The sequence below is a fragment of the Dyadobacter linearis genome (assembly GCF_907165045.1).
GTDB classification, from domain to species: Bacteria; Bacteroidota; Bacteroidia; order Cytophagales; family Spirosomataceae; genus Dyadobacter; species Dyadobacter linearis.
In genome coordinates this window covers 70,014-83,431 of sequence record NZ_CAJRAU010000013.1, presented here as the reverse complement: position 1 = coordinate 83,431, position 13,418 = coordinate 70,014, and the positions used below count along the sequence as shown (strand labels likewise).

8 protein-coding genes are annotated in these 13,418 nt (G+C 43.2%); 3 read left to right on the top strand and 5 right to left on the bottom strand.

The genetic code is table 11. From position 1 onward, the window contains the following. Positions 1-87 precede the first annotated feature (87 nt). Both KOD92_RS26690 and KOD92_RS26685 read left to right on the top strand, forming a co-directional pair. A complete protein-coding gene (locus KOD92_RS26690) occupies positions 88-312 on the top strand; it encodes a GNAT family N-acetyltransferase (RefSeq protein ID WP_215236666.1) in 225 nt (74 codons plus the stop codon). Between the two features lie 61 nt (positions 313-373). Next, positions 374-1,363 (top strand): phosphotransferase enzyme family protein, encoded by a 990-nt coding sequence (locus tag KOD92_RS26685; RefSeq protein WP_215236665.1) that lies wholly within the window; start codon positions 374-376, stop codon positions 1,361-1,363. Between the two features lie 748 nt (positions 1,364-2,111). On the opposite strand, the gene KOD92_RS26680 is transcribed toward KOD92_RS26685, so the two are convergent. The 5 genes from KOD92_RS26680 to KOD92_RS26660 form a co-directional block, all read right to left on the bottom strand. Then, positions 2,112-2,927, bottom strand: a complete 816-nt coding sequence (locus KOD92_RS26680) for a hypothetical protein (protein WP_215236664.1) — start codon at positions 2,925-2,927, stop codon at positions 2,112-2,114. Between the two features lie 158 nt (positions 2,928-3,085). Beyond that, a complete protein-coding gene (locus KOD92_RS26675; RefSeq protein WP_215236663.1) occupies positions 3,086-3,472 on the bottom strand; it encodes a hypothetical protein in 387 nt (128 codons plus the stop codon). 4 nt (positions 3,473-3,476) lie between these two features. Beyond that, positions 3,477-6,791, bottom strand: coding sequence for a DUF6443 domain-containing protein (locus KOD92_RS26670; RefSeq protein WP_215236662.1), 3,315 nt, complete (start codon positions 6,789-6,791; stop codon positions 3,477-3,479). Positions 6,792-6,821: 30 nt separating this feature from the next. Next, on the bottom strand, positions 6,822-10,511 hold the full coding sequence (locus tag KOD92_RS26665; RefSeq protein ID WP_215236661.1) for a T9SS type A sorting domain-containing protein: 3,690 nt from the start codon (positions 10,509-10,511) through the stop codon (positions 6,822-6,824). 452 nt (positions 10,512-10,963) lie between these two features. After that, complete coding sequence (locus KOD92_RS26660; protein WP_215236660.1) at positions 10,964-12,130, bottom strand: lycopene cyclase family protein; 1,167 nt, start codon at positions 12,128-12,130, stop codon at positions 10,964-10,966. Between the two features lie 146 nt (positions 12,131-12,276). On the opposite strand from KOD92_RS26660, the gene KOD92_RS26655 reads away from it, so the two are divergent. After that, positions 12,277-13,344 carry a helix-turn-helix domain-containing protein gene (locus KOD92_RS26655; RefSeq protein ID WP_215236659.1) on the top strand — a complete coding sequence of 356 codons (1,068 nt, stop codon included), beginning with the start codon at positions 12,277-12,279 and terminating at the stop codon, positions 13,342-13,344. Positions 13,345-13,418 lie beyond the last annotated feature (74 nt).

The window sequence follows — 13,418 nt, the reverse complement described above, 5'->3', positions numbered from 1 at the left end:
AAATCATTAAGTTTAAATTATCACTCTCGCTCAGTGCCGTTAGCCACTTTTAGGTGGCGTAGTTTGCGCAGGAATTAACGGCGTCTTTTGCCCAGGAACACTGGAGTACTTTCACAGGAATATCTAAAAACCTTCCTTGAGAATGAGCAGCACTGTTTATTGGTGGCGGTCAAAGGCGAATTGGTAGTGGGTTATGCATCGGGGTATTTTCATCAAGCAATATATGCGGGTGGACTGGTGGCGTACGTAGATGAAATCGTTGTCGACGCTTCAAGCAGGTCCGGCAAAATTGGATCAGTATTAATGGACTGATTTGAACAGGTAAGTTTAGAAAAGGGATGTCACCCATCTTCTTAAGGCGTATCTTGTAGCCATGAAACCGATTTTTCCCGCCACCTATTCGACGCTTTCCCCGCATGCCTTGGCGGACTTCCTCACTGAACGCTATCCACTGGACTCTGTTCATTGTACCTTTCTGGTTCGTGGGGTGGGAGACACCTATTTAGTCGACTCCGACCAGGGGCGCTTTATTCTTCGCATCTACCGCGCTACTCACCGAAGCTTCTCTCACGTCCAAGCGGAAGTGGCTTTGCTCAAAGCACTACAGCACGCCGGCGTAGCGGTGGCTTATCCCATTGTGGATCGGCTGGAAGAGTGTATTCATCAATTGAATGCCGTGGAAGGGTCGCGCTATGCTGTGCTCTTTAGCTATGCCCCCGGCCAGCCAATGAGAATACTAAACAACAGCCAGCTACGTGCCCTAGGCCATGAAACGGCACGCTTTCACCAAATCTCATCCACCATTGCCTTGCTTGGAGAACGCTGGATTTTTGATCTAGATACTACCCTGTTCCAGCCACTGGAACGGTTAAAGTCCGCCTTTCTGGCCGATCAGGAAAATTACCTCTGGTTGCAGCAAGCTGCCCGACAAATCGAGACAAAGATAGCGCTGGTTAACACTACGAGATTCTTGAGCGGCTATTGCCATTTTGACCTACTGCCTAAAAACATGCATTTTGAGGGGGATTCAGTTACCCTTTTTGACTTTGATTTTATGGGGTACGGCTGGCTGGTGTATGACTTGGTTTCTTTTTGGCAACACCTGGCCCTTGAGGTCTATGCCGGGCGGATGAGCCAGTCGGCATTTGAGGAGGCCTACGGTATTTTTCTGGAGAGCTATCAAAGCTGTCACCCAATCAGCGATCAGGAGTTAGCCTTGGTTCCTTACCTGAGTCTGGGCTTCTGGCTATTTTATATGGGCTTTCACACCACCCATGACCAGTTTACCAGTTATCTCCGGCCGTCTCATTTGAAGGTTTATACCGGCTTCTTAAGGCATTTGGCAACATCCTATTGGGAATAGTCATCCGAAGTCGGCAGGAAGTAACAAGAGATACTTGCTGACCCATATTGCCAAATTCTCATATTACCCTCCCTTTCAGAATTAAGGCCGCAGATATGAAGCGATTTTTTCACAAACTGATACAGGAAAAATGGCATAGATATCCTCGCTTTTGCTTCTGATTTCATTAACATCTACAAAGTCTGTAATTTCAAATCGAGTTCTCTCAATTGCAGCGACACGAACCGCGCCCTCATTGATTAATTTTTCGTCGACATAGACGGTAGTCCACAAGTAAAATTTAGGATAAGCTATACCGCTTTGAGTTGGTCCATCTCGTAAAAATTCCCATTTGACGGACGCATGGCCAGATTTTTTTTGAAAAATATTTTTCTAGATCTCGCTTAAGTATGCCGTCAAATTGTGATTTGGAAGGAAGATTTGCATCTAAGTAAGATCTTTGAAGATCTCGAAAAATTTTCACTTCCAGGGTATCTCGTTGAATCTGACCTTCGCAATTTGTATGCAATGCCGTGATCGAGATCAAAAAAATGTAAAATTATATATAGCTTTCATATGACGGGTCTTTAATATCGACGATTCAGTTGTCAAACGCTACTTTTTTTACCTACCTATAATTGATAAGTCATCCTCTTTCTAATTGTGACGCTACAAGCTTCCAAACACTATACTTAGCAAGTTCAACAAGCCCTAATCAACTATGCTCTGTTAGCTGATCATAATTGAATTCAGAGATTAATTTAATGTCTCATTCACAAGACCACTTCATTTCCGAAAAACCCATACCATCATTTTTTACCATATCCCCATCATATATGACTTTATAGGAGATTTCCGAAGTAAGCTTCCCCGGTACTTCGCGGCGAGTAGACAGCAGATTATTTTTAGAAAACATATACGGAATAGATTGGTCGATGAAAAAGTATATCTGTTTCATTTTTTTTAGATAGTTAGGCTTACTATCATAGGTGTGATAGTTTATGGAAGCAAGCATAAATCTTCCATTAAGCTCTTGTTTAACTATTTCCTGTTTGGTAAGGTTACCATTGTTATCATAAGAAAACCTGTCAATTCGTGTCGGCTCATACGGATATTCATTCCCTGATGAATCTACACGTGACTTGATAACTTGCATCGAATCAGGTTTTTCGCTTTTGCCATAGTAAAAATTGCATGTCAGGATCTGCTTTTTGCTTGGCCCCCCATTTATATCATACTGACGATCATAATATCTCAAAGTTTGCAGGTTTCCTTCAACATACACATAATCTGCTATCAATGTGTCTCCAAGAATAAGGTCGCTATGATTCAATACTCTGGACAAGTTTCCTTTGATATCTTGATCGCATATTATTCCCTTCTTATCCGGGTTAATGTCGTTCCTAGAGAGAAGGAATCCGTCTTCATCGTAGATAATGTGAGTAGGATAACCATTGATAAGATATGATGCAAGTTTACATCTCTCAATTTGCCGATCAGGGTCCGTATCCTTTTTACATCCTAAAATGATTAATGCAGTAATAATAAGTACGATTACAGAATGTTTTGTTACTTGATTTTTCATGTGTGATAAGTTATTTATTGTTTTGGGTATAAATGATTCTGATATAAGAATTGAATTGTCAAGCCTATTCGTAAATCTTACCTTTACATTCGAGCGGGAACACTAAGACAGTATCTTTTTTGTGAATGTAGAATTTGAGTTCACCTTCAGTTGCAAAGCTAAATACTCATAGCCTTGACTATTAACTTCTCACGTAAAAGCTGGGTGATAAAAAAAGCTACTATACCCACCAAAAATATCCATTCCTGATATTTGATTAGTCTATAAATAGCAGGACTACTAATAATCAGCCATTCGATCAAAAGCTTTTGCCTAAGGTGCTTTTGATCCCATACAATCAGCAATAAGTCTGCTACAATCAGCGAGACTACAAATAAGCCCCAGAACATCATTCCATACAGACAAATCAATATCAAGCTACCTACAATTGATTGAAAGATGTTATAGCCCAGATCGTTGTTAAGTTGGTTAAAAATTATTGAGTATAAGAGCATGGCGATAAACACGCCCAAAATATTAATCCAATTTGTGGTCAGTATTTTCATGATATTATGGTTGTGTTGTTGGTTTCTGACGGTTCATATCATTCCACTCTGCTATGGTGTAGGTTGTTTTACCTTGTTGAACACCGGTAAACACACCTTTACTATCCATCGTTACCCTAAAATTTGCCGACATCATCGCTCGGTTATTATTGTCACCGCGCAAGCTCGAATATGGATTTCCATTGGCCGGGCTAACACCTATGAATAATTGATTGCCTTTAGTATCGCCGATAAGTGTTTCTGCTGCAGGGAACGCATCACCAGTTTGGACTGCGCTAACATCCATTGTCCCGGCTTTCACATTCTCAGTCATGGTAAAATCGGTGTTTACATTTATATCAGGAGTGGGAACGCCGAAATTCGCTACAATAGGATTGTGTCCAGCCATGGAAGCAGTAAACGAGACAGTATTACTACCGTCCTTATTAGATGTAGCGTTAAAATTGGATATGCTACCTCTATCATCTTTGGCAGTTGCATTTCCCAACAAAGGGTGGGAAGAAGGGCTTGAACTTGCCTGTCCACCAGAATAGGAGTGTGTAGACGGGTCGACAGTAAATGATTGAGACAGTCGGGCACTCGCATTTGATGCACTACTATAACCTCTATTATCCCCCTTAAACCATCCACCAAATTCCCTGAATGGAGCAAACGATCGAACATTGACTGACCACGGCCACATACCATCCGGGTCAATAAACCGCATGGGGTTATTAAACGCGTAATTGTATGGGCTCCAACGCCTTCCTTGTTCGGCCATTGGATCCACCGAGCTGAACCTAGCTACTTCCGGCATATACATCCGTGCCCCGTAATCCAGATACCCACTCCCCACCTGCAGTTCTTTACCATTATAAAGTTGTCGGTTATTCCCATTCCTCACAGCCTGCGTAGTCCCAGCCGGATCGCCACTAACAGAAAGCCCAAACGGATAATAATCCGTTTGCTGCTTTATCGCACCCGATTGATCAAAAACTACCCGGACATTACCTAAGTGATCTTTCAGATAATACTCGAATTTCGCTAAGCCATTCTTCAATTTAGCTTGTCCCTCTGACAATGAAACACGGTACAAAATGTTGTTTGCACCTACTTGTCTATACTCAAACGGCCCCTCATATTTCAACGTTAGTGTGTCAGCAACGTATTTATGCTTTCCGCCTGCTGCATCATAGTCGTAGACTTGTGTCTTACCGTTCATTGTTACAGTTTTCGGCAAGTTCAAATAGTTGTAGGTAATAGCCGCACTTCGATTACCATCCGTGGTCATATTGCCATTGTCGTCATAAGCATAACTGCTCGCCCCGTTCTTAACCCCAAGATTGCTGCCGCTACCATCAGTTAATGAAGTTAGTCTATTGTCGTTAGCTGAATATGCATAAGCTAGATTGTCAGGCGCCGCCCCAGCTCGGACAAGGGTTTTTAGGTTGCCATTTTTATCATAGGTGATACCGGATTCGGTGTTTACGTATCCATTCATGCCGGTTGAGCCTGTAAGACGACTTGCACCATCATAACTGAATGAAAGCCCTTTTGTGAATGCCGCATCGTCTTTTTTCATCCAATGCATTTGACTAATATTCCCATTCGTGTAATTGTTACCATTAGCATACGTTATTCCGAAGCCAAAGAATGGTTTATCGGAGCCACCTTCATCCTTTTTGTAAACCGTTTTTCCGTCTGTTTGCCAACCTCTGATATTATACGTGTGATCGGTGCGCAAACGATATTTGTTGTCTTTGACATTATAAAACCATTTACTCTGCAAGCTACCCAGCGCATTGTAGCGATAAGCAGCAGTAATACCATCATGCACATCCACTGGGGTTGCAACTTGCTCAGCTACGGTCAGAAGACGGTCGGCATGGTCATACGTAAACTCGCGCGCAAGAGCGTACCCTTCGCTGGCAGAATGCCAATGAACTATTTCTTCTGTGTGCAAAATGGGAGCAATGTCATACTTATAAGTGTTATGACGTCGCTCATACCTGCCAGCCCCCAAATCGTAAAGATCACGAGTGTATTGAATAGGCCGATACTCTGCATCGTAATAAACAACATTAGTAAGGAAGCCGCCTTGTGCCGCGTTACCTGGGAGCATTCGGACGCGACTACCAGTGACCTGACCTTTCACATTCGCATTAAAAGAAGGAACGATTAAGTTATCGAACGCAAAATAAGCTGCCTTGGAAAACGCGTAGTCGTCATAAAAGGTAACGGTCAAAACGTTGCTTTCTACGGCAGTTTTAGGAGCGGTCTTGCCCAGCGTGTAACCGGCGACTATGGCATTATTCCGGTCCTCATGATGCTGTGTGAGCGCATCAACCATTACAGACCAGTCAGTACGTGTTGAAGCCGAGTTAATTTCTCCGGTGATCACTGGCCGGTCCAGCGCATCGAATTTGGTAAATGCCCAAACACCGCGCTTTAACTGGTTAGCATCCCGCGATAGAGCAAGCCTGTCATATTGGTCAAATACATATTCTGTTTTGCCCGCCCCCGGTACATTTTTACCAATCATCCGGCCGCGATCATCATAATCATATGTGAAAGCATTGCCAGTAATCGAAGGATTATCCTGATAGTTTGGCTGTAATACCGCACGTAATAAACCCAAGTCATCATAGATATAATAAGTTGACAGGGTAGCCTGGGCTGAGGCGATCACTTGGCGACAAACCAGCTGGCCGAGCATATCGGTGTACTCATTTGTTACATTACCCTGCTCGTCCGTGAATAGTTTTCGCAAAAGTGTGCCGGCAGCATAGTTACCTAGGAAGGCAATCGAATTTTGGGCAGGATTATAGTCATATCTCTTGACCTCCGAGGCGGTGTTCACCTTGTATTTGACCGCAGATGCAGCACTCTTGTTGCCAGGCGCGCGCTGGCCGGAAACCCTGCTAAGTGGCGAAGGCTCGAAGGTAGTCTCTTCGTACGGCCTGCCCAGATCAGTGGCCTGAAGACCGGCGCTGTTGGCAGTGTACCAGCTCCCCGCCGCAGAAAGTGCATTGGATTGATATGCACCGTTTCCGCCAGAAACATAGGGCAAGTATTTCTTTATAATCCGTCCAGCTGCATCGTATTCGATGGGCTCAACGAAATCTTGCCCGGAGGGGCTTTGACCAACCGTTACATTTTGAATTGGCCTTCCAAGGCCATCGAAGTATTGAACTTGTGTTACAACTTTGCTGATGTCTTCCGGGTTAGCACCAGACTGTTTGTAAGTTTTTTTGATGATGTAATTACGTGTATTGGTTTGCTGAGCGAAAACCCCAAGAGACAATGTGCACAGTAGTATCGCAATGAAATGTTTTTTCATCTTTAATAAAAGATAGGTGTGGAGGAAGATTTATTGTTTGACGATCCGGTGTGTGCTGGTGGTCCCATCCGTGTAGCTGACCTGCAACAGGTAAAGCCCGGAAACTAGATTTTGAATGTCAATGGCGGGTTTCCATTTCGTTTGCAAGACCTGTTTCCCTGTTAGATCATAGAAAGCGACGCCGACGATTTTCTCTGGCTGATCTGCGCTAATACATAAGTTAGTGCTGATCGTGAGCGGATTAGGATAGATCTTGACTTTACTATCACCATCGAAGGTCACGCTTTGAATGCGACTGAACGCAAATGTGCTATCCTGATCGACCATTTTGAGCCGATATAAATTTTCGCCACCCAACGGATTTTTGTCAACGAAAGAGTAATCCTGTTCGTCTGAGCTCTCCCGATGGGAAGGCACATGCCCGATGGATTGCCACAGTTTTCCATCTGCACTACGCTGAATATCGAAATGGTCACTGTTTGTCTCTGCAGAGGTTTTCCAGGAAAGATGTGATTCTTTCTCCTTTCCGATTGCAAGAAATTCAATGAGTGTTACCGGCAAAGCGGACTCGGCAATGAGAATTAACTGCGGCGCCGCTATTGCACCAGTTGGAGAGATAGCCGCACAGTCGACCACTTGCCCGGCATTGTTGTAGCAATAAGATACCCTGACCGGCCCACCAACATTAGAAGTGCGCTGGGTTTTCAGACGGTTAAGATTGTCATACTCATAGAAAATTGTTTTTCCGTTCGCGTCCTGGATGGTCTCAACACCAATCGCTGGCTTGTAGTTAAAAATGGAAGATTGGCTGATGACGTTTCCGTCGGCAGTAGTACTTTTCTTTAACATATCTACTTTCCCAGCGTCTGCGGGTCCGTAGTATTCAAGCTTGTTCACAAGCCCGTTTTGCTTTTTATAAGTTAGCAGATTTCCGCGGGCATCATAGGACAGGAATTCTACGTCCGTATTGAAAAATGCGGCAGCGGCCAGCTTGGTCATGACCTTCTGCGGCTGATATGATCCTGAAAAAAGATCATATACAATGGAAGTGGTCTTGATTGGCGTCGGTGCAGCTTCGGTACCCGTGTATTTGAAAATCTCCCGCACTGGACCAACGATATTCCTGGCTACCATCGCTACGCTAATCGCATCTGCGAGATTTGAAGGATATTTGTACCAGGTTTTGATCGTCCCGTTTTTGCTGTCAGTCTGGCCGACAATGTAAAGCTGGCCATTGGGCCAGTAAGTAAAGCTTTTAACCGAAGGTGCCAGTGCGACAGGATTATCCTGATCGTAATAGTAGGTGGCTACCTCGGTGGGCAGAAACTTTCTGCAATCAATGATATAAGCAGTTCCTTCGAAAACAGAATTTGCTGTATTGCAAAGTGTCGTAAACTGCGTTTTGACTGATCTGGCCGTATAATCGTTGATAGATCCGACTAAATTGTAAAGGTGGGTTGTTTTTAAAACAATGTTGCCATTCTGAAAGAAGTGCTCTTCCGAAAGCGGCTTGCCACGGGTAAAGGCTTTGTTGTTGTATGGTTGATAGGGAGTTGTGCTTGGCTGCAAGAAACCCGATGGAGCCTCGTCGCGGTACCCATTATCAAAGTTGGAAAACTTATGGACGATCCAGCCCTCTGTAGATGACCGCTCGACCACTTGTGAGTAGCCTATATGCGAACCCATTGAGTTTTCGGAAGCAGGCAGGACTGATTGGGTTGAAAATATTTCTTCTTCGACAGTGACCCCTGCTGCGTCAGGAAGCGGCTTGTAATCTGGCCAGTAATACTGCGCTTTTCCGCCTAGCACACCGCTGGACAACGCCGCAGCAGAAGTATCAGGACTTGCCGGGTTGAAAGACGCTAAATAGAAATATTTTTTAATGACGGTTGGGATTGCTAATCCTGGATCAAATGAATGCACTTCCTTAATGCGAAGGCCACCCGCTATCTGGTTGCTACCGAAGGGATCTTCACCATCCCAGCGCTTTAACTTTACTTCCTTTGCATATTTATGCGGCTCGAAACGAAATTTGGTAACGCCACGGGTAGGATATTTGATTTGTGTTAATGAACCAACACGCAAATGCCCCTCAATTTGGGCCGGGCTGCGTTGCGTGGTGCCGTAGCTGACAACATTTCCAAAATCGGTCGCAACATTGATGAGCTTGCCATTATTATAGCCCCAATGATCGGTATGGGATTTTCCATATCCAGGCAGTGTAAAGCCGTTTGAAAAATATGAAAACTCGTAAGGAGGCAGCTTAGAGGCATTGTAGCCGCTTTTTTCCTGCACTTTCAGTAGCATGAGCCGTTCTGTTGCTACATTGTTATAGGTAAACTCAAACTCCTTAATAGTATTACCGGAGCCATTTTGAACCTGTATTTTATCAAGTTTACGCCACTTCAATTTTGCCAGCAGCTGCGCGAGTGTCGGGCTTCCGCAACCGTTTGGATAATTGGCTGGATTGGGATAATAACAATCGTAGAGGAATGTCAGATAATCGAGTTTGGAATAGCCGTCGAGGATCTTCTTGCTTTCATAGGCAGTAAAAATGTCGTTCGTATACCGGAGTTCAGTGCTTTCAGTCGAGGTAAATTTTATCTTAAAGTTATCAGCAGAGATTTCTTTTAAATAAATGGGTGAAATAAGCTTGCCCGTGTATGGGCCATATTGATTGAAAAATGATGACCAGTTTTCACAACTGAACCAGTTCCCGCCGTTAACCCGTGTCATTTTATTGTAAACAGAAAAATACATCTGGTTCACAAAATCACCGCGCTCGTAAGTGAAATTGATAACCTGTCCTGTGTGTCTGACAATCGACTTCAAGTACCAGGCATTGCACACCCAGGTATCCTTTCCCTGATCGAAAAAGTCAATACTGTACTCCATACACGTCATGTCACCACCACCAAAAATGAATTGTGTACCATACTCATCGGTGATTTTAAATCCTTGGAAGTGTTTCATGTATCTGCCCTGGTTAAAGTCCGCCCAAGGATTACCATTTTTAATACCCGAGGGAGCGGTAAACGGAGTGTACAAATTGACGTTAGGAGTCATTATAATATCAACTATAACCGGCCTATCACACTGGATCTTCCAGTTGTTATCGCTCCCACGATAGAATTTTCCTGAAAGCCCTGGTGCGTTGAAAGTGTATTCATCAGGCTCGGTGTCTACAAAAGTGTTTGTCTGCTGAGAATAGGTCAGAGCGGTGTTTTTTATGTCTGTTACTGATGCCCATGTGTTACTATTTATAAGAAACCCAGTTTTCATAAATCCCAGCTGATCCGGAATTCCACCAGTTGGCTCAAATTCGTCATACCCATCCTTCACGGTACGGGTTATAGAATAGTTTGTTGACAACCCGAAATTGAGGCCTGTCCATCCCGGATGAACATCCGGCCTGACGCCGGCAGCATCATATTGTAAGGAAATAGGTATTTGGATATTTCCATCACTTACAGTATGTAGATCGATGGAAATATTGGCTTTGCCTGTGTAGGGTGACACTGCGATTTCGCCATAGGAACCTAATGTCGCTGCGTTAGGGCTTTGAACCGTCTTGGGAGGTTGAGGGATGTTTTCTTGGGCACTAAGAGAAAACATTGGCTTGCCAACATATTTGACGCTGTCGTCGCGGATTTTAATTTGTGCAAAAGTGCTGGTTGCAGAAAAAATGACGGAAAGGATAATACAAGCTGAAATTTTCATGGAAGGTATTGATAAGACATAGTGATAGCTGCCAGCATGAAAATGCCGGAGGTGTATAATCAGGAAAATGTTAGACGCTAGCCCGTGTGCCTGTGGGCAGGGGACAGGTTGGACAATGAAGGATAGATCCTGTAATGTTCTTTTTTCATAGCATTATAGTTTACAACCAGACACCACGCCTGACTGAGGTTTAAAATTTTTGGCGATGCAAACGCCGACCCCAACGGTACTTATAGAACCGTTAGAGAAGCTATGAAGAACGTAGTAGATTTTTGGCCCTTTCCCTGAGGGCTATCAGCTTACGCTGAGTGTAAATATTATAATGTAGGAACGAAGTATTTTTGATACTAATGGGCAGCAAGATATTACTAAAAATTTCGACGTCAAATGTTCTGTAATATTTTTATAAGAAAAATAATTTAAACTCGAAATCCTGATACTCTCTAAGTCAGCTAGACCAGCTTTTGAAGGCACACTTTTAAAAATGGCCTGATAAAATGGTTTGCCTTTAAGCTGCACATGATCCGCAGATCGTCTTTAACCGAGCTTTCTGAGTCCAGAAAAGCGAAAATAGTTTTTGCTTTGGCATTGGTAAATAAATCAGTGAAGATCTGGTGCCCTTGGTAATGCATCGTGTCTAAAACGTTTAATATCGTGGCATCCAGTAATTTATGCTTTTGGCTAATATTTTCAGTAAGTGAAAATGGATGACCATACTTTGTATAGGATGCAAGGATCTTGGAAATCGTTTTCTGTGTATTGGTAAAAGTATATCCAGACGAAGCACGGGTGTCACCACCAACCGTACCGATATGTATGATATTTCCAGATCTTCTTCGAAACGCAAAGTCGGTCATAGGAATGACGCCGTACTCATTTTCGATGATTTTATAGTCAGTAATTTTCAGTACGGTTCTCAGATACTCAGCTATCTTGTCATCATACTCATTTTGTTGCAAAAGGGCTTTTGAAAAAATCGTGTATTCAACAAAAACCTCCTGATCAGATATAGGCAAGGTATAAAAGAACGTCGTCCCGTTTTCCTGGGATGTCCTGTAATCCATTAGATACATTTCCAGCGGGCTCCCCTTGAACTGATCTGTCCGGATCGTAACACCTTTGAAATGTTGGAGAAAATACTGGTTCTGCTTGCTGAGCTGTGGCTTAGTGTAAACTGAGTTGAAGATATACCTTGCTTGATAGGAATCGTCCTGCGTAACGACCGTGCCTCCGTTTTCACTGTTTTGAATGGAGACTATATTTTCGTAGACAAAAGTGATCTGTTTACTTCGGCTCAAAAAAGAGATTACATGATGATAGAAATCAACGCTACGGATCATACTGTAAGTATAATTGCCACTTTCCAATCTGATTTGCCTGCCTTCATTTGTGAAAAATGACAGTTCTTTCCAGGATTTATAAACAACTTCCTGAAAAGCAGAATCCTCATTTTCATCTTGCCAGAAACACCATGTCCGATCGTTTTTTTCCTTGGGCTGCTTATCTATAATAAGTATTTTCTCATTAGCCCATACACCTTCTTTCATTGCACGATATGCCAGGCTCAGGCCTGCCAGCCCGCTTCCAGTTATAATAATGTCAAATTGCCTGGCCTGCATAGATCTTCACTTAAAAATTCAGTAAAGTTATTTACAATTTTAAAATATGCCTTAGTGAGGGGTAATCAGTGCACTGAAGTTTTTTAGACTTTAATATTATTATTTTTACAAACCTGTTTTAAATTTCTTATTTACAAGCCAAATGCATGAACCCTGGTCAGCAGATCCTATTCTTTTTCAGCGCACTGGGCGCGTTTAACGGGCTGATTATAAGTTGCTATCTGCTGATTTTCAAGAAGCCAAAAGCGCCTGCATCATACTTTCTGGGGCTGCTGCTATTAGCTCTTACCATGCGGATCACCAAGGCCGTTTTCAATTATTTTTACCCCGAACTCCCGCGGATCTATCTTCAAATCGGACTTTCAGGTTGCTTTTTAATCGGCCCTTCGCTTTATTATTTCACCAGGGCGGCACTTGAAGACACGGTTAAAACACCCGTTCGATGGAAGTATATTTATTGTGCCTGGCTGGCAGGAATTACTATTTTAGGCATATTAATTCCTTATCAAAGCCATCCCTGGGATTGGAACCATTACATTGTTCATATCATTTATGCACAATGGGTTGCCTATTTTGTTCTGACCGGATGGATGCTCAGAAAGCGGATCGCAAAGCTGTTTGACAAAACCGAAAATCTCTCACCCACAGAGAAGCCGATCCTTTCTATCTTCTTCGGAAATGCCGTTATTTTAATCGCCTATCTCATCGTCTTTTTCTGGTCATTCAGCAGCGTATACATTACCGGCGCCATATTCTTTTCACTGCTGCTTTACCTCAATATTCCGCTGTTTCTAAGCCGAAAAAAGTCAAATACAACATTCCTGGGCTATGCCGAACCGGAGCGCTATGCCAAAAAGAAGATTGCCGAAGATCATGCATCAAGCCTTACGGACAAGATTCATAAAGTCATCACAGAACAGGAACTTTACAAAAATCCTGACCTGAAATTGAATGATCTGGCCAAGGCGGTTAACATTTCCGGGCATCAGCTTTCGCAGCTGCTTAACGACAATCTGGGCAAAAGTTTCAATGTTTATATCAATGAATATCGTGTTACCAGAGCTTGCGAGCTGATCGCAAGCAACAACGGAATCAAGCTCGAAGAGATCGGTTACGAGGTTGGCTTTAATGCAAAGTCTACGTTTTTCACCGCATTTAAAAAATACCGCGGAACCACGCCCAGCTTGTTTAGAGAAGGATTATCAACCATTTAATTAATGCGGTCAGTACGGAATTATAAATCCGAACTCCGAATTCCCGACTTCAAAACCTTCCTGTTTTTCAAGCA